The sequence below is a fragment of the Spongiibacter thalassae genome (assembly GCF_012272835.1).
Lineage (GTDB): Bacteria > Pseudomonadota > Gammaproteobacteria > Pseudomonadales > Spongiibacteraceae > Spongiibacter > Spongiibacter thalassae.
Genome location: NZ_JAAWWK010000001.1, coordinates 304,733 through 326,731 on the forward strand (window position 1 = coordinate 304,733; position 21,999 = coordinate 326,731).

15 protein-coding genes are annotated in these 21,999 nt (G+C 49.0%); 12 read left to right on the plus strand and 3 right to left on the minus strand.

Annotated features, from left to right (window positions below; all coding sequences use genetic code 11):
* Window positions 1–3 precede the first annotated feature (3 nt).
* A complete protein-coding gene (locus HCU74_RS01260) occupies window positions 4–1,680 on the plus strand; it encodes an acyl-CoA dehydrogenase family protein (RefSeq protein WP_168448580.1) in 1,677 nt (558 codons plus the stop codon).
* On the plus strand, window positions 1,677–2,927 hold the full coding sequence (locus HCU74_RS01265) for a CoA transferase (RefSeq protein WP_168448581.1): 1,251 nt from the start codon (window positions 1,677–1,679) through the stop codon (window positions 2,925–2,927). Before HCU74_RS01260 ends, HCU74_RS01265 begins: the two co-directional genes overlap by 4 nt.
* A gap of 97 nt (window positions 2,928–3,024) precedes the next feature.
* Here HCU74_RS01265 and HCU74_RS01270 read toward each other — a convergent pair whose 3' ends face one another.
* Complete coding sequence (locus HCU74_RS01270) at window positions 3,025–3,636, minus strand: TetR/AcrR family transcriptional regulator (protein WP_168448582.1); 612 nt, start codon at window positions 3,634–3,636, stop codon at window positions 3,025–3,027.
* A 390-nt stretch (window positions 3,637–4,026) separates the two neighbouring features.
* Here HCU74_RS01270 and HCU74_RS01275 point away from each other — a divergent pair, with 390 nt between their 5' ends.
* Both HCU74_RS01275 and HCU74_RS01280 read left to right on the plus strand, forming a co-directional pair.
* The gene (locus HCU74_RS01275; protein WP_168448583.1) at window positions 4,027–4,491 is read left to right on the plus strand and encodes a MarR family winged helix-turn-helix transcriptional regulator; all 465 of its coding nucleotides are present in this window, start codon (window positions 4,027–4,029) and stop codon (window positions 4,489–4,491) included.
* A gap of 78 nt (window positions 4,492–4,569) precedes the next feature.
* Window positions 4,570–5,445, plus strand: coding sequence for a bile acid:sodium symporter family protein (locus HCU74_RS01280; RefSeq protein ID WP_168448584.1), 876 nt, complete (start codon window positions 4,570–4,572; stop codon window positions 5,443–5,445).
* Between the two features lie 258 nt (window positions 5,446–5,703).
* On the opposite strand, the gene HCU74_RS01285 is transcribed toward HCU74_RS01280, so the two are convergent.
* Together HCU74_RS01285 and HCU74_RS01290 are read right to left on the minus strand one after the other, a co-directional pair.
* Window positions 5,704–8,013: a TonB-dependent receptor gene (locus HCU74_RS01285; RefSeq protein WP_168448585.1), complete on the minus strand. Its 2,310-nt coding sequence runs from the start codon at window positions 8,011–8,013 to the stop codon at window positions 5,704–5,706.
* Window positions 8,014–8,208: 195 nt separating this feature from the next.
* On the minus strand, window positions 8,209–9,168 hold the full coding sequence (locus HCU74_RS01290) for a DHH family phosphoesterase (protein WP_168448586.1): 960 nt from the start codon (window positions 9,166–9,168) through the stop codon (window positions 8,209–8,211).
* Between the two features lie 645 nt (window positions 9,169–9,813).
* Here HCU74_RS01290 and HCU74_RS01295 point away from each other — a divergent pair.
* From HCU74_RS01295 to HCU74_RS01330, 8 genes are all read left to right on the plus strand, one after another.
* Window positions 9,814–10,632: a hypothetical protein gene (locus HCU74_RS01295; protein WP_168448587.1), complete on the plus strand. Its 819-nt coding sequence runs from the start codon at window positions 9,814–9,816 to the stop codon at window positions 10,630–10,632.
* 45 nt (window positions 10,633–10,677) lie between these two features.
* Window positions 10,678–11,295, plus strand: coding sequence for a cytochrome c oxidase subunit 3 family protein (locus HCU74_RS01300; protein WP_168448588.1), 618 nt, complete (start codon window positions 10,678–10,680; stop codon window positions 11,293–11,295).
* Between the two features lie 706 nt (window positions 11,296–12,001).
* On the plus strand, window positions 12,002–14,305 hold the full coding sequence (locus tag HCU74_RS01305; protein WP_168448589.1) for a TonB-dependent receptor: 2,304 nt from the start codon (window positions 12,002–12,004) through the stop codon (window positions 14,303–14,305).
* A 394-nt stretch (window positions 14,306–14,699) separates the two neighbouring features.
* A complete protein-coding gene (locus HCU74_RS01310) occupies window positions 14,700–16,049 on the plus strand; it encodes a DUF1214 domain-containing protein (protein ID WP_168448590.1) in 1,350 nt (449 codons plus the stop codon).
* A 56-nt stretch (window positions 16,050–16,105) separates the two neighbouring features.
* A complete protein-coding gene (locus tag HCU74_RS01315) occupies window positions 16,106–17,452 on the plus strand; it encodes a DUF1214 domain-containing protein (protein ID WP_168448591.1) in 1,347 nt (448 codons plus the stop codon).
* 121 nt (window positions 17,453–17,573) lie between these two features.
* Window positions 17,574–18,761, plus strand: a complete 1,188-nt coding sequence (locus HCU74_RS01320) for a sulfotransferase family protein (RefSeq protein WP_168448592.1) — start codon at window positions 17,574–17,576, stop codon at window positions 18,759–18,761.
* A 215-nt stretch (window positions 18,762–18,976) separates the two neighbouring features.
* The gene (locus HCU74_RS01325; RefSeq protein WP_168448593.1) at window positions 18,977–20,251 is read left to right on the plus strand and encodes an OmpP1/FadL family transporter; all 1,275 of its coding nucleotides are present in this window, start codon (window positions 18,977–18,979) and stop codon (window positions 20,249–20,251) included.
* Window positions 20,252–20,328: 77 nt separating this feature from the next.
* Window positions 20,329–21,912 (plus strand): phytoene desaturase family protein, encoded by a 1,584-nt coding sequence (locus HCU74_RS01330; protein ID WP_168448594.1) that lies wholly within the window; start codon window positions 20,329–20,331, stop codon window positions 21,910–21,912.
* Window positions 21,913–21,999: the final 87 nt, after the last annotated feature.

Below are 21,999 nucleotides of genomic sequence, written 5' to 3' on the forward strand. Positions count from 1 at the left end.
ATGATGACCGACACCATTAATGTAAAAGCGATAGCCGATCTGCTGGGCAGATTGCGGGAACAAACCGAAACCGCAACCCGTGAACTGGCGTCCCAGTGTGCCACTGGCGGAAAGCTTGACGGCGAAATACTCGATCGCCGTCAGGTGTCCTGTTATGAATTGGCCTGGGCCAATGCCGAACTGCTCGCCGCCGAGCAGGCGGTGCGGGTTTTACAGGAAAGTAACGGCGAACTTGAGTCGCGGCTGGCGATGATTTTTGTTGCCGAGGCTCTTACTTTACTGCGGGACCGTCTTGAAGCGATTGATCTGGACATCAACGGCAACGCTGCGACCGCACTGGCGGCGATACACAGTGATCCTGCAAGCCGAGCACTGCGCAAAGAGGCCCTGAGTGACGGCTATCTGTTGGCCACCGCGCGGTTGATGGCCGATAACCCGGAGCAGATCGCACGGATTACCCTTAACGAAGACCTGTCGATGGTACAGGATATGTTCCAGCGCTTTGCCGCTGAGCAAGTGGCTCCGCTGGCCGAGGACATTCACCGTCAGGACCTGACGGTGCCCGAGGACACCCTGCTGCAACCCCTGCGTGAAATGGGAGTGTTCGGCCTGTCTATTCCAGAACAATACGGCGGCAGTGCACCGGACGACCGCGATGATAACCTCGGCATGGTTGTGGTCACCGAGGCGCTGTCGGAAGCCTCCCTGGCGGCTGCGGGGAGCTTGATTACCCGTCCCGAAATTCTGTCCAGAGCGCTGATGAGTGGCGGTACCGAAGAACAGAAGCAGCAGTGGCTGCCCCGCCTCGCCCAGGGTGATCCATTGTGTGCCATCGCCATTACCGAGCCGGACTTTGGCAGCGATGTTGCCAGCCTTAAATTGCGCGGCACCAAAACCGACGGCGGCTGGTTGCTTAACGGCGCAAAAACCTGGTGCACCTTCGCGGGCAAGGCCGGGGTGATGATGGTGGTCACCCGTACTGACCCCGATGTCAGCAAGGGCTATCGCGGACTGAGCTTGCTGTTGGCGGAAAAACCCTCCTTTGACGGCCACGAATTCGATTATCGCCAGGAGGGCGGTGGCCGCATTATTGGCCGCGCCATTCCAACCATTGGTTATCGCGGTATGCACTCCTTCGATGTGTCCTTTGAAGATTACTTTGTGCCGGACGCCAATGTGATTGGCGAGAAGGACGGATTGGGCAAGGGCTTCTATTACACCATGAGCGGCATGATGGGCGGGCGGATGCAGACCGCCGCTCGCGCCAGCGGTGTGATGCGTGCCTCTTTACTGGCGGGGTTGCGTTATGCCGAGGAACGCAAGGTGTTTTCCCGGCCTCTGCTGGAATACTCGCTGACCTCAGCGAAGCTGGCCAAAATGGCCGCCCGCTATGCCGCCAGTCGTTACCTCGCTTATGCCGTGGCGCGTATCCTCGACGAGGGTGGTGGCCGTATGGAAGCAAGTCTGGTGAAACTGTTCGCCTGTCGCAGTGCCGAAATCGTCAGTCGGGAGGCCCTGCAAATTCACGGCGGTATGGGCTACGCCGAGGAAATGCCGGTAAGCCGCTATTTCGTCGATGCCCGGGTGCTGTCAATTTTTGAGGGAGCGGAAGAAACCTTGGCACTGAAAGTGATTGCGCGCAGTTTGATGGAATCCGCGCTGACCGAGTCCGCAGCATGAGCAGCGAACATCACCGCGAAACGACGCAACAGAAACCGGCGATTCTCGAGGGCATGCGTGTCGTCGAGCTGTCTGCCTTTGTTGCTGCACCACTCGGTGGTATGACCTTGGCCCAGATGGGCGCAGATGTCATCCGCATTGACCGTCCCCAGGGTGGGCTGGATTACCGACGTTGGCCGGTAACCGAGAACAACGACTCCCTGTTCTGGGCGGGACTGAACAAACACAAACGCTCAGTGGCGATTGACATCGCCAAACCCGAAGGTCGGGAGCTCGCTCAGCAACTGATCTGTGCACCGGGGCAGGATGCTGGAATGCTGCTCACCAACTTTCCTGCGCGGGGGTGGCTGGACTATCATGCCCTTGCGGAACAGCGCAACGACCTGATTCAGCTGACCATTCAGGGCGACCGTCACGGCGGTTCCGCGTTGGACTACACCCTTAACCCCCGTCTTGGCTTACCCTATTTAACCGGGCCTGCCCGCGAGGGCAAGGAACTAGTGGTTAATCACGTGCTCCCAGCCTGGGATTTAGTGACCGGACAGATGGCTGCGGTGGGCCTCTTGGCGGCGGAGCGGCACCGTTTGCGTAGCGGTCAAGGCCAGCACGTACAACTGCCGCTGGAAGACGTGGCGCTATCGGTGATGGCCCACCTGGGCTTTATCGCTGAAGCGGAGCTGGGTGTTGAGCGGAAGGGCTGTGGCAACGACTTGTTCGGCGCCTTTGGACGGGATTTCGCCACCGCCGACGGCGCGCGGGTGATGGTTGTGGGGCTGTCATTAAAGCAGTGGCAATCCTTGGTGAAAGCCACTGACTCCGCAGCCGCTGTTGCTGCACTGGCCGAGCGACTAAAGGTAGACCTGAACCTTGAGGGTGAACGATTCAAGGCGCGGGTAGAACTTGCTGAAATCATTGGGCCGTGGATCGCCACCCATTCCTTCGCAGAGGTGCAGGCGCGCTTCGATGACTGCGGTGTATGCTGGGGCAAGTATCAAACGGTGGCTGAACTGGTGAGGGAAGACCCTTCCTGCTCGACCGACAACCCGATGTTCAGTCGTGTGCAGCAAGTGGGCATTGGTGAGCTATTGTCGCCCAGTGTGCCGCTGAACTTTGCCACCGGTCGAGTCGATGCAAAGCCTGCGCCTTCTTTAGGCGCCGATACCGAGGAGGTACTGTTGGATGTGCTGGGCATGAGTAGCGGACAGCTTGGGTCGTTGCTGGCTAAGGGAATTGTTTCAAAAAAATAGTGATGCTATAGATTAGCGCAAGGCATAGTTCAGAAAATGGCGTGAAGTAGCCGATTGGCATGACGTGGGAAGGGGGAAATAGCAAAAAGCAACCGGGTTAGGCCACCCCGTCAAGTAACAAGCCGGTGATTCTATCTGAAGCCTTATCGATGTCCAGCGGGAGGTTCATGTAATGGTGATGCATCACTATAGAAAAACTTAATCCGAAAGTGGACAACGCGACAAATTCGGCGTAATCGCTATCTGGAATATCAAACCCGACACTGGCAGCTTTGCCTATTTCCTTTAGGATTGGATAAATATTGTGATTGTATATCGCTGTGCCTGACTCCTGGTCAGAAAATTGTGCGGTAATAAGCAAGGGATAGACGTCAGCCATAGACGTTACTATTTCCTTGATTGCAGTGCGGCAAATTTCCCGCTTTTCTTTCGCAGAGGGGGCTTCCGCGTAATCAACCCCTTTCATTTTGGGCAGTTTGATTAACTTTTGTAGCGGTTCTACAATCGCCGCGTCGAACAGATCCTGCTTGGTGTTGAAATAGATGTAAAGGGTGGGTTCAGTAACGGACGCTTCTTCGGCTATATCTTTTGTTCGCGCGCCGTTCAATCCCATGCGGATAAAAACCCTTCGCGCCGCTTCCACAATTTGCTGTTTTCGTTCAGCGGGAGGCAGCCTTCGAGTAATATTCTTGGTTTTCTTGGTTACCATGGATTTATCCAGCGAAGGAAAATTGACAATGCTATATTAGTGTATGTTAACTTGTCAAAGTTGCAGCACCCCGCGAGCGCCAATGGCGTTGCGCATGGTCATATACGAAGCGGGGTAATACAAAGAGGGACCCCCGAGCGCACGAGGTAAAGGTTCGGTCATTTCCTGGTAGGCTGAGGTTGTTAATTTTTCTGCGAGTGCCATTGACAGAGTTAGTCGCCGCCGATACTTCAGACTAGCGTACGCTGGAAAATGGCTTGGTCAATTTTCAGTCCATTGATCGTATGCGAGAGTTCGCCATTAGGAATCAACAATGGCTAACGATACTGTTTGTTATTACCGCTGAGATAATAGGGCTTTCAAGAAAAATCGCGAACGGATTGTTATTTAATGGAAACCATAAAACCTAGAGAAAAACTACTGGATCTATCTGCGTATTTGATAATTGATCTGGGACGGCTAATAAGAAAGCACTTTGATACTAAAATGTCGGGAATGGATCTTACTCGCGCTGAGTGGTATCTCATCTCATATTTGTGTTTTATCGAGGGGAGTACTCAGCAGGAAATCGCCGACGCACTCGATATGGCCAAAGGTGGCATCACCAAGTTGATAAGAACGCTTGAAGAAAAAGACCTGGTGATGAGGGAGGCTCATAATACAAACGGTCGCGCAACGAAGCGTGTTTTTCTTACCGCTAAAGGTCGAAAGGTCGCGAAAAAAATTGATAAAGAGTCCGATGTTGAAGTGGAATTGATCGTTTCTTGCCTTAATGAAAAAGAAAAGGTGCAGTTAAATGAAATGTTGCACCGAATTCGAAATGATCTTATCGACAGGATAGAACGTGGCGACTAGGGCATTGCTGCGTTGTTGTACTACTTGAATAATTCGAAGACACAATAACGTCTTTGATATAAAAAGAGTGTATTTTGTATGGGTGCCCTGGAACTTATTCTTAATTATGTAGCTCCCGTAGCGTTGGCGGCAATTATGTGTGGCATGGGGCTTAGCATACGACTGGAGTCCTTCAAACAGCTAATAAAATACCCCAAAGCCGTTCTGTTGGGGCTTGGTGCGCAAATTTTACTCCTTCCTGTAATCGGAGTAACAATCGCGGTTGTACAGGACCTGCCTCCAGAGCTGGCCTTGGGCTTGGTCATTCTTTCAACCTGTCCGGGCGGTGCAACATCCAATGTTATCTCCTATATTTTGCGCGCAGATATAGCGTTGTCGATTCTTCTAACGACCCTGAGCAGCTTTCTTATCATTATTACCATGCCCGTTGCGTTGTATCTCTCGACCGAGTACTTTCTCGGCGTTGAAGTAGGTGAAGTGGAAATTCCCAAATTCAAGCTCATGATTCAGCTGTTCGTAATGACATTGGCGCCGGTATCCATAGGAATGTTGATTGGTAATTTGTATCAGGATTTTGCTGACAAAATGGAAAAGCCAACACGCATCCTTTCTGGAATTGTGCTGATGCTGATGGTCGTTGCGTTGATGGTTAAAGAAAGTGACTACATGATCGATAATATGCGCTTTGCGGGCAGTGTAGTTATTGAGCTTTTGATTGTGACCATGCTGTTAAGTTACGCCCTGGCGAAAGTATTTCGCTTATCTATTCCTCAGCGGCTTTCGGTGATAGTAGAAGTGGGTATGCAGAATGGATTGCTGGCAATAGTCGTTGCAACGACGGTAATAGGTGATCCTCGGTTAGCGCTGTTCCCCTCGGCGTACGGGATGATAAGCCTGCTTGTGGTTGGGCTCTTGTCGCTGCTATACACATACTTACAGCCGCGTACGCGTTAACTTCCAGTTCAAGGTAACTATTTATTGGGACTCCATCGCCACAGCTTTAAGCTGAGGTTGACGGTGCGTGATTTAAGAAGTAATAAAAGAACATCGATTTTCGTCTGTGGATGGCCCCGCTCGAATTCAATCAGGTATTAGCTGATTTCCGCCGTCGCGCGCTCGGTCGACCCAGTGTGCATACTAAGCTTTGGTGCCAGACACCTGTGTCACGACGTGCAGGTGGCTGGTTGTTGCTCAAGCAGCACTACTTAAGGGTCAATAAGCCCATTCTAACTTCGCGCCTGCTGACATGGGTGGCGCAACTGTTCCCAGCGTTCCGAAGTCTGTTTGGTAGCGATTGTAGTAATATAATTCGTCGTTGAGATTTTTGCCGAACACAGTAAAGCGTATTCCGGTATCCTCGTGGAAATAGCTAAAACGCGCGTTTATCAGGTAATACTCTGGCTGCTCGGCAACGTTTTGTGTGTCGTAGAAGTATCCTGAATTGTAGTAGCCGTCAACGACGCTCTCCAGCGTGCCTCCCGGTACGGCGAAGGTATAGCTTAAACTGGCGTTAGCAGACCACTCTGGCGTTCTTACCGTACTATTTCCGGTTAAATCCAGTGTGTTGGTGTAAGTGCCGGTCCCTGGTTCATATCCACTCGCATTTTTAAAATCCGTATATACACCGTCCAAATACGCCGCGCCTGCGTTAAACGCCAGTTGGTCTGTGATATGCCATGTCAGGTCAAACTCGGCGCCTTCGATCTCAAGGCCCCCGGCGTTTTCGAGCTGAGTGATGCCCCCTGAAAACAAGGAAATGAACTGTTGCTGGGAGTTTTGAACTTCATTGTGAAATATCGCCGCATTAAGTCGAACGGCGGAGTCAAACAACTCGGATTTCACGCCAAATTCGTAGGAGGTAACAACTTCGGGATGTACGTAATTTGACGGTACAAGTATGTTGACAAGATTGAATGTACCGCTTTTGTAACCCTTTGCCCATGTCGTATAAATCAATAAGCTGTCGTTGGGCGCATAATCCAATGTTGCTTTTGGAGAGAAATTTGTTTCCTCCTCGGAGAATGAAGAGGGATTGCAGCAAATAGTCTGCGACTGTGGGTCGTCGTCAAACTCCATTACTGAAGACGTTTCTGAAATCGCTCGTTCTTCTTCCTGATAGCGACCACCAAGAGTCAGGCTCAGGGTGTCAGTCATCGCCCAGGTAGCTTGCCCAAAGACTGAGGTTGATTTGGTCTTCATAAGACCAAACATCTGTAAAGTGGATTGTGGAATTAAATCCAGATCACTGAGGGCATCACCTAACGGGGGTATGGAAACATAGATTGAATCCGTAGAAAAAGGCGCCAACTGAGGGTTAAAACTCGCTTCACTCACATCCATATAGTAAGCACCTACTATCCACTCCAGCCATTCTGGCGCATCAGTTGACAGTAGTTGGATTTCCTGAGAAAAAGATTTTAGTATCGCAGTTCCATCAAATGCCGCGATAGGCATATTTGATCCATCAAAATCCGTCAGCGTGAAGTATTGGGTATCTTGCCAGCCACTGATTGACTTAAATGTCGCCCAGCCCAGATCGTATTCAATATTTAGAATACCGACGCTCACGTCGGTAGTGCTGTATTGTGGAGCATCAGTATGATCGTGGTAGGGGCTTGATGCGGGCGCTACGCCGGCAGTCGCTCCTGCCGGTTTCGCCTCGGCCACGGTCATATTAAACTTGCTGGTCTCGGATGATAATGCGTAATAGGTTAGCAATATTTCAAGTTCGTCAGTTGGCATCCACAGGAGTTTTGCTCGAAGCCCATCTTCTTTCGCGTCTTCCAGCTTCCCCTCAATTGGCGGGCCTTCATTTTTGTAGTAGTTTTCCGATCTATTCGCGATAATGCCAATGTTTGCCATCAAGCTTTCGGTTATTGGCCCGCCCACGTTAGCCGAAAATCGAATATCTTCGAATCGCGCATAACTTCCGCTCAGCTCTGCGGTAAACTCTTCGGTAGGTGACTTCGTGGTGACGTTAATAGCGCCGCCCGTGGTGTTTCTCCCAAAAAGCGTACCTTGCGGCCCCTTCAAAATTTCCAGGCGTTCGATTGAGCCGAAAGATTGTGCCAGCCCGGCATTTAAGGGGAAATAAACGCCATCTACGTAGGTGGCGACACTTGCTTCACCATTCGGTAAAAAAACATCTGAACCGACTCCTCGAATATAGACCAGAGTAAAGCCGGTGATGGCGCTGTACGTCATGCCGGGGGTTATAGTGGGGAGGTCTATAGGGTCGTTGATTCCCTTGGCCGCCAGCAAGTCACCGGAAAAGGCCTGAATTGAAATGGGGACATCCTGAATGTTTTCTTCTCTTTTCTGGGCTGTGACCACAACCTCTTCTAGCAATCGATTTCTTATTTTAGGTGTATCGCTATTGATGGGGCTTGTCTCTTGAGCAATGACTACAGATGCTGAAAGTAGTACCGTGGCGAAAATTATTCCAGGGATAGCACGTTCGGATACTGGTTTAGGGGCTGAATCAGTGAATGGTTCTGGCGCTGTGCCGAGTCTACTTTCCATAATTGCCAATCTCGTTACTTTATTTTTATAGTGAAATTTTTATGGTGAAGATTATGCTCGTGCCCCTGTTCTCACCTTAGGGTAGTTATGCTGGCAAGGTGAGGCTAGCAAAGTATTCTTTGTGATAGCTCGTCTATTGCGACGATATTTCATTGCTAACAGGGGCCCGTTGTTGTTAATAATATTCTGCCATGTCTATCCGTAGCGCTTCTCAAACTCTTGCAGAAAACGATCGAGGTCGGCCTTTTCAAGATCATTAATCCCCGCAGCACCGGCTCGTCCACCGCCTGTCGGAAACATTCTGCATAGTTCGTCTGCGCCGGACTTGTTCTCAAGTGGGGCGCGGATGCTGACCAGATAACTTCCTGTAGGCTTCTCGGTTAGTACCGCATGTGCTCGTTGCGGATATTGATTGGTAAGGTCGTTGCTAAAGACGCCGCTCACACGGCGTGCCCAGGGGGTGTCGGGAAGAACATAGACAGCAGTTTTGGATGAGTGGGAGAAAGGCCCCAGACTACCGGCGGCGTGCATGTCGCCCTCGTAGCCGTTTTTGAGTTTATTAAACGTCTTTGTTGAGCTGGAAATGAATTCCTGTGGCGTTTTAAAGCGAACGAGCTCTTTGAACAGATCTTCGGGTCGGTAATGCAGGTCTTCAAGGTTACTGCCGTATCCATTGTAATTAATATAAATACCCAGATTTTCGAGAGCTTCAAGGTCGGTGGTATTGATGTCACACTGTTTCGCAATGCGAATCGCTGACTGTTTGAGGTTGTCGCCGTAAGCGCCGACGAGTGCCCACTCAGCATACTTCCCTTTTAAATGGCCGTTTACCAGTAGACTCGTGCAAACATCTGCGGCGGTATTGATGTTGGCGTCCAGCCGGGCTGAATCCGGTATGTCTCCTGAGTAGTGGTGGTCGAAGTATTTAACTTCCACGCCGCTTTCCAGAAGCCGCTCCAGCGCCGAGCGGTTTTTGTCCATTGAAATGTCAAGCACTGTAACGGTGTCACCTGAAGTAGCAGTTACGCGATCCAGAAGTGCAATATCCCGTTTCACGCCGGTGACCAGAGTACTCGTTCTGGGACAGTCCAAATGTAATTGTATCAGTGCGCAGATGCCGTCGGCATCTCCGTTAAAAACGTCGATAAAAGACATAACTTTTCCTCAAATTAATATGTTTATTTTCCGGCAGAAGCCTTGTTCGATAGACGCACGGCATGGGCACGTCGAGATGATGCCAATTCCGGGCCTGCGGCCGTCTTTCTTCTGGTCTATCCTGGCGGCCGCTGAATGACGGTCGGTTGTACGGGTTGTTGATGATAGGTCCGTCACAAAATCAGCGTTGACCGTTGCTGAGTTCAATTGTAAACTCACAAATATTGGATTGTCTATACCTATAATCCTGACTGAAGCTCAGAAGAACGTCTTACAAAAATGCCAATAAGAGTGCGTGAGAGCCGCGCTGGATTGTTTCTAACTTGTGGTTGGGTAAAGCAAGCTTGCCTTGGCTGGGAATAACGCGGCAGGGAATAACGCAGCGCCAGTCATCTGCTAAAAAAAGAATAAGTAAATTGATTGAAAAAAAGTAATCTAATTGACTATTGACATCATCCGCTAAGAGAGTTAGCTTGTTTTTAAATTAGTAGTTACTATTTTAGGTTTCAGCGAATAGTGTCTAAAGGTGGCGTTGCGAGTGTAAGTGCTGGTAATGATCGCTAGGCAGACGCTGGTAGCAGGGTCATTACTAATAAGGTGTAGGGCGAACCCCCAGCCCTTCTATAGATTCCTGAGGAGCTTGCAATGACAAGTACTGATATACCACTCACAAGCAGCAACGATGTGTACGTTGATGATGAAAAAATTACTATCAAAGGTAAAAAGCTAAGTAACACCCAGTTGCTGCATTTAGCGTGTATTCTGACGGGTATTCCCTTCCTTATAATGCTATTCGGCGGCTCATGGGCCATCGCCGATTTTATTCCGGCGCATTCTCCGAGTGCGAGCGCAGAAGTCATTGCGGCGTTTTACCGTGAGAATGTCTTGGCGATTCGCTTTGGCCTCGCGCTGGCATTCCTCGGATTTAGTTTTATTCTGCCAATCGGCTCTGTTATTGCCGCTCAAACCAGAAGAATCGAGGGCGTTTCTCCGGTACTGAGTAATATTCAGATCGCTTCTTTCTCGTCGGGTTCTCTTGTTTTTATTACCACATGGATCTGCTGGCTAACCGCGGCATTCCGCCCGGAGAGAGACGACCAGCTTATATATCTGTTAAATGATCTGGGTTGGGTATTCTTCGTTACTACATTTATTGCGTACACTGTCTGGAACTTCGCCATTGGTATTGCAATTCTGTTCGATAACCGTGAAGAACCAATTTATCCCCGCTGGGTGGGATATTTCAATGTGTTCGTTGGCGTATCCTTCGTTCCTGATATCTGCACGCCATTTTTCCACACCGGACCGTTTGCCTGGGATGGAATATTTACCTTCTATATACCCTATTTCACATTCTTTATCTGGGTCCTGGTGATGATGTGGTCCACGTCAAAGGCAATCATCAACGACAAGAATTTGCAGTCAGACAATAAAGACTGTCTGGTGGATGCGAGAGCGCGCTAAGCATTGCTTCTCGGGAAAAATTATAATTGGATTTGAGGAATTGATATGAGCATTGGAGAAGGTACCCTCTCAAGCAGCTACCTTAAGCTGGGTAAGTTGAAAGAAAAGCCGACGAGTATTCCGGGCGAAGGTGGTATATGGGTGTTTCTGTTTGGTGATCTTTCTATATTTACCGCGCTATTTGGTTCATGGATGTACTATCGAGCCTATAACGTTGAAGAGTTCCTAACTTCGCAGGCAACTCTGAGCGAAACATTGGCAACGCTGAATACTATATTGTTGTTGATGAGTTCCTGGTGCGTGGTGATGGCTATCGAATCCGCGCGATCGCAAAAGTTGGTTCAAGCGCGGCAGCTATTGATCGGCGCAGCTTCATGTGGGATAGGGTTTTCAGTGGTGAAAATATACGAGTATTGGACGAAGTTCGATGCCGGAATAACCATTGTAACCAATGATTTCTACATGCTTTATTTTATGGCGACCGGGATGCATTTCATCCATGTCATTATAGGCCTTTGTGTGCTCGGCTTGATGTGGCTCCAGCTGACCAAAAGTAGAGTGGGGGAGCGTGAAATTAAATTCCTGGAAACAGGTGCCACGTACTGGCATATGGTTGACCTGCTTTGGATTATCCTTTTTCCACTTATTTACTTAATGGGGTGAGTAAATGAAAGACCTGATAATGAACAGACAGAGTGCGACGCTATTCGTACTTGGCTCGGCAACCGCACTGTCCTGGGTTGTAAGTGAGATGTCGAGAGTTGATGTTGGCGCGATCTCATTTGGCGCAGTGTGTATGTTAATGGTAGTGACTTTTATTAAAGTGAAAATCGTGATGTCAAACTTTATGGAAGTGTCACACGGGCCATTTGTTCTTAAGACTGCTTGTAATATTTGGTTATTTGTGTCGCTGTCTACAATTTTAGTCATGTATTGGCTTACGTCAACCGGGAATATGATATTCCTGAGCTAGGTGCAGGGATAAGGGCGATACGAACGCGCTTTTCGAATTCTCTACATCCTTATGTTGTGATTTAGTTTGACGAAAAGCGCGTGCACACCCCATATGTAAGGGTAGAAAAATACGACCCGATCAGGAATAAAGGCGGTAAGAATCTATCGCTCTGTATGTAAGCTTTAAAGGGTCGGAAAAGTATATTTCAAGAATGTTTTGTAAATAATATTTTAGCTAAATTAATAGAATATAAGTCTAAAAATTATGTTTGCCTGCGGTCGAATTGCCGATCTATAAATTTACTTTTGTTTGGGTTGGGCGTTAAGAGGCATATGGGTGATTGCGATTGGCTTATTAATTGAATGAATTATTTCTTTGTCGTTTTGTCGCGGCTAATAGGTAGGAGTGTTTGGTATGAAGAGTATAAAAATAGGTATGTTCGCATGCGTGGCGGCGATGGTTCCGTACGCCGCGTACGCTCAGAATGTCAATGGTGAGGCGAGCAGCGCGGAGCCTTTGAAAAGAAAATCGACCAGCAGGGTGCTTGAAGAGGTAATGGTAACCGCTCAGAAGCGAGAGGAATCCATGGCGAGTGTTCCGATTTCGGTTTCGGCTCACTCCGGTGAAAAGCTGGAAGCGCTTGGGGTAGACGACATTCAGGGGTTGCCCTCCATCACTCCGGGTTTGCAGATTGAAAATCTCGTCGGTTACACCATTATATTCCTGCGGGGCGTCGGCTCGGACATATTTCTTCCCTCCGCTGATAGTAGCGTGGCGACCTACATAGATGGAATATACACCCCATTCGCGCATGGTCTGGCTCAGGATCTGGGTAAGATCAGCAGAATTGAGGTGTTGAAAGGCCCACAGGGTACGTTGTTTGGTCGAAACACTACCGGTGGTGCGATCAACACTATCACTGAAAAGCCCAGTGACGAGTTTTATTTTTCCTTGGGAATTGATAAAGGTAATTACGATCGCGAAAACTATAAAGCCTATATTGCCGGCCCTCTGACAGAGAACATTAAAGCGGGACTGTCGGTATTTAGAAATGGCGAGGAAAGTTACTATAACAGGCCCGCGGATGCACAAACGCAGGAGCCGTTTGGCGACGATGTCTCCAGAGGTTTCCAGGTACGCGTTACCTGGGATATATCAGACACAATGGATATCACCGCGACGACACTGCAGTCTCGGTTCGATGGTGTTACGCAACAGTTGCTAACCTCGAAAGAGACGCGTCCGACTTTTCAGGCGATTCTGCAGAATAGGGACGCCTATGAGGCAGACCCGGACGACCCGGTTTTTGGTAAAAACGTGAATGAATTGTCATATCTGGAATACAACTGGGCGTCGGAATTGCCGTTTGATACCAAGCTGCTTGCCAGTTACCAAAGTATAAGAACCGACTTCAGTGTTGATTTCGATGGAGACAATGCGCCTTTAGCGAGATTTGCCCCCACTGATCAGGGCGCGCGGTATGTCACCGCAGAGGCGCAACTTATCTCTAATGAGAACTCGTGGAACTCAGACGAGCTAAAGTGGATCGCAGGCTATTTCTTCTATCGGCAACGAGAAGCCGGATTCCGGAATATCGAACTTGCCGTAGCGGGTAGCGCTACCGATATAGCAGCCCCGGTATTAGTGCCGCTGGCTACTATTGCAGGTGCGGCTGGAGTGCCGCTACCCGCAAGTGGCACGGTGTATTTTAATGGGCTGGTCGACACAGATGCTCATGCCGTATTTTCGGAAGTCACTCAAAACCTGTTCCAGGATAGAGTCGGCATTACTCTGGGTGCGCGTTATCAAACCGAGTTGAAGAAAATCACTCAGTCTGAACTTGGCTTTGTTGGCGGAGATGGCACGAATTCAGAACCCCTTATTGAATATGAGCCAGACGAAAGAGACAGCGACGATGAAAGCTTCAAGTTAACTATAGATTACCGCCTTGATAATGGCTTGATATTTTTTACAGGATCGAAAGGCGTGAAATCGGGCGCGTTTCAGGTCGCTAATATCACCACTGAGCCTGAGTTTGTTGAGCCCGAAAAGGCCAACTCTCTTGAGGTAGGCGCCAAGCTAGAGCTATTTGATAGTGCGTTACGCATGAATTTCGGTGTGTTCAAGAACGAAGTTGATAACGTTCAGGTGGCAATAATTGCATTGCAAAATGGTGGTGCAATAAGTTTTGAAAACGCTGGTGCGGCAGAAATAAAAGGCGCCGATGGGGATTTCCTTTGGGTGCCATTTATGGAGGCAGTTCCAGGTTTTGTGGTAAGTGGCTCTTTCTCCTATCTCGACGGGGTATATACCGATTATCAGAATGCCTCAGGGTTTAATGAAGTAGGCACTTTTGCGAGTCGTACTGAGGATTACACAGGAAACAGAACAGTAAGAACTCCGGAGTGGAGTTATAACTTTGGCATGAATTATTCATTCTTTGCTTTGGGGGGCGAGTTTGAACTGGGTGCGGGTTATTACTTTAACGATGGATTCTTTTTTGATGCACAAAATGCTGCCGTTCAACCTCAGTACTCTTTAGTGAATGCGCAGATCTCTTACTACCATGAAGACACCAAAATAAGAGTTACCGGATACGGTTCTAACCTTGAGGGGTCAGAATACTTCTCAAGTCGCTTCCCCGTTGATTTCAATATCAGTGGCCGCTACGCGCCGCCAAAAATGTACGGTGTGCGTTTGAAGTGGGAGGCGTTCTAGGTGACAACTCTTTAACTAAAGCTGTCGGACTATCGCGAGGCTGTGTACTAAAAGCTTGTATAGCCTCGCAAAGGCAGTATAGCGGTATCAAGTTGATCGGTTCCAATGCGTGATTTGCTCAAGGGTTGTCGTTCATGCGTAGGCTATCTTCCCTTGTAGGCATTATGAAAGGCGCTATTTCATCGCTCCTGGATCAGACGGGAAATAGCGTTGAAATTAAATAGACACAGTATTTTTTATGTGTTTAAAATTGAACTCATGGCGTAAGCGTAGTTTTCAGCTTTCATGCATGTCGCATACAGTGTTGTTTGAAGGCCGATCGCTACACGGTGATCAGATCGGCCCATGTAAGAAGAATATGCGGCCGGGCGTTGACTAAATGGCAGGAGTTGGTATGTCGGTAAACAAAAATAAGACGGAATATGGTGTTGGGGCTAGCGGTTCAAACTTTTCAATTCCGGAAGACGAGACAAATAAGGTTAGGAAGGCATTGATGGACGCGCCTCCCGCTTCATTGACTGCCAGGCCGGATCAGGCGAGCCCAGCGCTAAGAAGTGCATGGCAAAGCTATCATTCCGCTGTCGATGAGATGCGCTTCTTACTCGAGAAGTCCTCGATGTTTAAAAACCCGCGATATCGAGCCAAGGCGTTTCACGTCATGATGGAGATACAGGCTATTGCCTATAGTATGACCATCGCTCCGCGTACCGCTACGCCACGAATTCACACCAACTCAGGTTGGCACGACGACATTTTTTCGTTGGGACTAGTGGGTGCGGATTGGCACTACGGCCTTCTCTATCTGGACGGCGCCTATGCTTACAAGCTGTCCGGCAGAAAAGGCGAAAATGAATTGCTTCTCCTCCAGGTTTGCAGCGATTCCCTCGGCATGCCGGACCATAGAACTATTGGTATGCATGACTTTAACGATATTGTCGATTTCGACGAAAATGGCAATTATGAGGTCATTATCGGCGGTCCGCCAAGAGAGCGAAATTGGGTTGCGTTAGACAATAATTCAAACTGGAACTTGTTATACATTCGAACCCAAATCAAGAAATTTGGTAATGAAGACATTGGCGAGTATCGAATCGAACATTTAGCGCCGGTAGAAGCTGACCTTTACGAGCAGGAAGAGTTTGATGAGGCGGTGATGGCAGAGCGAATTCATCGCGCAGAAATGCTAATGCGCATTTACATCAAGGAATTCACTATCGGCATTTGGGACTTTGCCAACGCCGGAAGCCAGGGCAAGCCAAATGTTATGTCGCCGCAGCCAGGGCTGACATTTGTGGGTGGTAGTTCATTCAGTGTCTACGCGCAAGGCGCGTTCTCCATAGATGAGGACGAGGCGCTTATCATTGAGCTTAAAGAGGCACCTACCAGTCCTTACTGGGGGATCATGTTGGGTGATACCTGGTCGCGTGCGCTCCCCTTCAGTCGCTACCAGACTTCCTTGAATAACGCGCAAGCTGTACAGGATTCTGACGGGGGTTATCGATTTGTACTCTCAATCAAGGATCCCGGCGTCGCCAATTGGCTGGATCCTACCAAGCACAATCATGGCGAGATGTTTTTCAGAAATTACTTCACTACGGAAACTGTCGTTCCTGATGTAATGAAAGTAAAGCTCGACAAGCTACTCGATTACCTGCCCGGTGATACGGCACTGGTGAGTCCCGAAGAACGCAAGGCGGCAATTCGGTACAGGCGAGAGGGATTCGTGAGAATGTACGGCGAGTAGAGCGGTTGGCCAATCTCACAAATTTGTTCAGTTATAAGATCAAGAGGTTCTAAAATATGAAAAATATAACGTCCTTTGACGAAGTTGGATCAAAATGTCTGGGTGCTACAGATGTCCTGGACCTGAATGATCCCCATTTTCTGTCCCCGAATAATCACACCGCGACGCTAGACCAAAAGGAAATAGAAGAGCTCGCTCTCGAGATGATGAGTCATCCACGTGTGCTCGCCGCGAAGCAGGCCGCAGCGCGTCGTTGGAGAATGATGTGCACTGATGAGGTTCCCAGCGAGGCTTGGGTTAGTTTTGAGAAGAAAATGGAAGAATGGACATTCCACTATTTGCTGTTGGCGATAAATGGCGACTCTAATTACCCGAAAGTTCTGGATCACGGTTATGGGCCACCGCACAACTGGTTCGGAATGGATGTGCCGGGTTGCCGTGGGCCTGGTACCGCTGAAAATCCGGATAACAACTATAGCTGGATTCCGGTTGATGGGCGCTCTCATTTTGAATTGCACGGTAAACTCAGCGATAAGCCTGTAGGTGAGTGCCCATTTCATATTGTCGGCAATCTCTCAATGGGGATGAACCTTGCATGCCTCGACTGGCAGGACGTCGAAATTGATGAAGATGGCAACTTTGTTATAACCATTAGTCCTGAGCCTGCCAACGGTCGTAAAAACCATATACAAACAATGATTAACGCGCGGTATATATTCGTTCGGGCGAGCCGAGTGAATTGGGATCAAAAGCCCCATGCGTTGCGAATCAAACGGGTTACACCCCCGACTGCGCCACCTCAATCCATTGACCAGATTGCCGAACTCGCGAATCGCTACATTATCGACGATATATCCGAGAATTTTTGGTTCCACCGGATGGTGGCCTGCGTTGATATAAATACCTGTACCGAGCCCGAAACCACGACTTTTTTTGGCGGTATGGCTATTCAGAAGTTGGCGCGGGGGCATTTAAAGCTTAATGACAACGAAGCATTTGTACTCACGCTAAAGCCAGGCGGCTCAAAATATTTTGTCACTGTGCTTTACGATTATTGGTTGATGAGCGGTAACTACTGGAGCCGGCAGAGTACCCTCAACAATGATCAAAGTATTGCCAATGAAGACGGCTCCTACACCTATGTGTTTTCGCTGAAAGACCCGGGTGTGCACAACTGGATAGACATGTTGGATACCTACGAACCACTGTTTATGATTCGTCTGAACCAGTTGCCGCAAACCAAAGATCATGATTTTGGTGAGACTGAAATACATACCCAGGTTGTTAAGCTTTGCGATCTAAAGGACGTTCTGCCGAAAGAAACAAAGTGGGTATCCCCTGAAGAGCGCGAGCAGGCCCTAAGCAAGCGCCTCGAGCAGTTTAATAATCGATACGTGGTGTAACGTCTAAATTAGATCGATAGAGGTATTACAAGTGAATAACTTAAAGAATGATCATCGCGCGGAATGGACACCGCCAGCCAGACCTGATTGGGTAGCTCGAGTTATCGAGGAAGGTCACACTATGGATATTAAAAGCGTAGTGCCTTTGGATGAGAACTCTCTGCTTGAGGCCGCAAAGCGTAATACCGGCCTCTCAGATTTCGGTGATGATGAATGGTACGAGCCTTTCAAAGTGCTGATTAAATCGCTCGATGAAGAGGCCGATCTGCATCTTATGGGGCGCCTGGTGGCCAGGTCCGAGATTCTCATGCTGCTGGAAGGCCGCCTTAAGATTGAAGACACCTATAAAAAGCATCCGGAAATAGAGGATGAAGAGATCGTTCGACCTGTGATTATCATCGGACAGGGACGGTCGGGTACTTCTTTCATGCAGAATCTTTTGTCGCACAACGTTGATTTTGGTGGATTGATGCATTGGGAGGCAATGTTCCCTTGTCCTCCTCCAGAGCAGGAGACTTATCTCTCTGACCCGCGCATAGAGGTAGCAGATAAACGCATTTGTCAGTGGTCACGCATCACGCCTGAATTGGATTCAATGCACGAGTTTTCAGCCCGTCTACCCCACGAGGATATGGCGGTTATGGGCTTTAATTTTATGTCACCATCACTGTTTGACTGTATGGGGCAGGTAGCGAGCTACGACGCGATGGTATTCAATCCGGAATGGGATTGGGAGCCTGCATTCCGCTACCATAAAAAAGTGCTTAAGTTACTTCAGTGGAAAAATCCAAGGAAACACTGGGTGCTTAAAGACCCGCTTCACTTCGATCGGATGAAATCGATTCTGAAAGTATATCCAGATGCCTGCTTTGTTTGGCCTCACCGCGATCCTGTACGTGCACTTGCATCCCTTGTCAGTATTATTGGGACGATTCAATGGGGGCGCTCTGAACACCCGTTTAAAGGCGGTTCATTGGAATACATGACCGACTCGGCAACGTCGGCGGCGCGTTTTAATGCCGTTATATCACAGATTGAAAATGGAGAAATTCCATCATCGCAGATTTTCAATCTGACTTATAAGGATTTTGTCGCGAGTCCAATTACTCAAGTGGAGAAAATGCTGGAACACTTCGGCATTGGTTTGTCCGCAGAAGGTAAGGCAAGTATGGAGAAATACTTAAGTGATAATCCCCGCGATTCACGGCCGCCCCATAGATTCAACCCTGGTACTCCAGAGTCTATCGCAAAAGCCGAGCGGGATTTCAAAAAATACATCGATTACTTCGACGTTCCCAGTGAACACTGAGCTTAATTGGTGAAATTTGTCTGTCGCGCTATACGTGAATACTGTTTCAATTCATGGATAGCTTTGCGTGTAGTGCGATTGATTAAGACCAAGATGGTAAATAGCACTTAAAGGTTCGTTAGTTCGGTCGGTTCCAGAGTCACCTTAAGGGAAATTACATTATTAATCTTGTCGCGGTATCGCTGTGATACTCGTGAGGGTTTGTGCAGGGAATTATGATAAAAATACTGATCGGTACATTTATCGCGCTGTTGTTGAGTTCATTAACCTATGCAGGTAATGGAATCAACGACTTTGCTTATGGCGCGATTTCCGCAGGTTTGGGGGGCGCGGACATCGCTATAAATAGCGGCGCCTTTGCGTTGAATATTAATCCGGCAGCTCTGGCCTATACCGATAAGACTAAAACGGAATTTAATGTACAGCCTTTTTACTATTTTAATTCTCATGACGACCAGTATGGCCCTCGTGAGGACCTCGATCCACAGGCCTCGGCGGTCTTCGGCGTAGCACATGCTCATCCTTTGAAGGACTCTGGATTCACACTGGGCCTTGGTTTGTTTGCACAGGGTGGGGTCGGTTTTACGTACAAAGACATAAACACTGCCTTCGGTAACGAAGATACTGTGTCGTCCTCATTTGGTTCTTTTAAGCTACAAAGTGCACTGGCATGGGAGTCATTGGACGGCCGTCTGAGGTTGGGAGGGGCGTTTGGCTTTCTCTATTCAGAGGCAGCTCAAGAACTTTTCCCTGATACCTCTGTCGACGACGGCAATGGAAACGTCTTTTATGGGATTAAAGTGGACGGAGTTTCCGGCGAATCATTCAGCAGTAGAATTGGCTTTCAGTATGACATCGATCCTGTGTTGACTGTCGGCGCGTCCTATGCCACCGATTCAGAGATCAAACTGGAAGATGGGTATGCTGTTCTCGACCAGAGCGCAAGTGGCTTTGGTAAAGTCCGCTACAACAATGCGTCGATTAAAGGGCTCAATATTGCCAGTGACTTCGGTGTCGGATTGGCATACAGGGGGTTTGACAAATGGACGGTCTCTGCGGATTACAAAATTGTGATGTGGTCCAAGGCGATGAAGTCCTCGGTGCTGAATCTGTCCGAGCCCGTTTCACCAGCAGCGACCGATAGTGAATTGAGCTACAAGTCTGTGCTTGATTGGCGAGACCAGAAAGTGATTGCTATAGGTGCGCAGTACAGGATTAACGATTTTTCAAACCTGTATTTGGGCTACAACTATGGCAGAAACCCGTTGCCAGAGTCGCGTACAGATCCCTTGCTGGCGGTAACAGCGGAAGAGCATTTTACTATAGGGTATTCAAATAAAATAACGCAGGATATCGAGGTGGTTGGCACATATATTTATCAGCCGCCAGTTAAGGTTGTCTATACCAATGAAAGTTTGCCGTATGGCGAGAACGCCGAAAACAGGTGGGAGGTTATGGTCGCCCAATTGATGCTGGTATATCGCTGGTAGTTTAAAACCTGATTAACAGAGCGTTCGTTCACGCTGGTTTATTTGTGCAGCCATTTTGTTACGTAGCAGGAACTTATATGTCAGATAAAAAATATGATGTTGCAGTCATCGGTGCAGGGCATAATGGCCTCGTCGCGGCAAATTATCTTGTGGACGCTGGTTTACGGGTTATCGTCATAGAAGCTTGCGACGAAATTGGCGGTCTGACGGCGACTCGATATCCATTTACCCTGGCACCCGACCACGCGTCCAATCCATACTCCGTAGATGCTTTTTTTTGGGACTCCTTTCCGCCTTCCTGGGAACTCGAGTTACACAATTACGGATTGCAGCGTGTAGCGGTTGATCCCGGACACGTATACCTTCATCCCAGTGGTGCGTCTATTGGCTATTGGAAGGACGCCTCAAAGACCATCGCAGAAATACGTCGTTACTCAGAGCAGGACGCTCACGCCTATGCGAGGTTTGCCGATGTTTTGGGCAAGCTATCGGATATATTTTTAACTCTGGCGAAAACAAGCCCGGTAAAGCCAGAGCCAGCCGTGTTATGGCAGGCTGCCAAGCTGGCCGTAAGGAATCGAAAGGACCTCAAGGAAATTGGCAGCTTTTTGGCGCTATCCGTAAGTGAAATTATCGATGAGCGCTTTAAGCACCCCGTCGTCAGAGATGCCATGCACGCGACTGCCGGCGCTACCATTCCAAATAACGCGAGTAGTACCGGAATTTGCTTTCTTTGGCTGGGAACCATGCATCGGCATGTTTCCAGTAGACCAATCGGCGGCGTACAGGCTATTCCCAATGCCCTGGCGAAGCGACTCCAGTCGAAAGGTGGTGAAATTCAAACCGGCGCCAAGGTCGTTGATATTCAGATGCAAGGTGGCAGGGCGACTGGAGTCATACTTGAAGATGGACAGGTCATTTCGGTAAACAAAGCGGTACTGGCCTCCTGTGACCCCGTTACCACTCTGTCCAAACTCCTGCCCTCCGGTGCTCTACCGGAAGATATACAACGCAAAGTAGACAGTATTCCTCAGGACAACCTTGGGATCGGTCAGATGAAGGTTGACGTCGCCCTGTCAGGTCGTTTGTCACTGGAGCGCCATCAGAAGGAGCGAAAAGACGACGTTGATCTGCGTATACCCTCCCACATGATAGGCACCGAAGCCGGTATGGCTCGTACATTCGCACGATCCCAAGCGGGTCTACTGCCGCTGCACGGCGATTTTTCGCTATGGCCTGTTATTACCACCGCAGCTGACCCCTCTCAGGGGCCTGAGGGGCAGGACAGTCTTTATATTTATAGTGCCGTTGCGCCCTTGAATCCGGAAGGGGGCTGGGAAGCCCGTCGAGACGAAGCAGCGCAGACCATTATAGAGACTGCGAGCGAATACTATGAGGGTCTCAAGGAGCTGGAGTTGGATCGTGCGGTATTAAGTAATGAAGATATCGGTCGTCTGGCACATGTTTCCGCTGGAAATATCACCCATGTGGACATGACGTTGAGCAGGACCGGGCCATTGCGGCCAGCGGTGGGCTTATCGGACTACAAAACTCCAATTGAAGGCCTGTTTATTACCGGTGCCGGTACTCACCCGGGCGGCGGCATCACAGGGGGGCCTGGCTATGTCAGCGCCAAACGATTATTGAAAAGTATTAGGTAATTGGCAGCGAGCTGCTTCGGTACCGGGATGTTCGCCCCCGGACCCTCAAGACAGCTTGCTCCAAGTACATGATAAGAGCGTTACTTT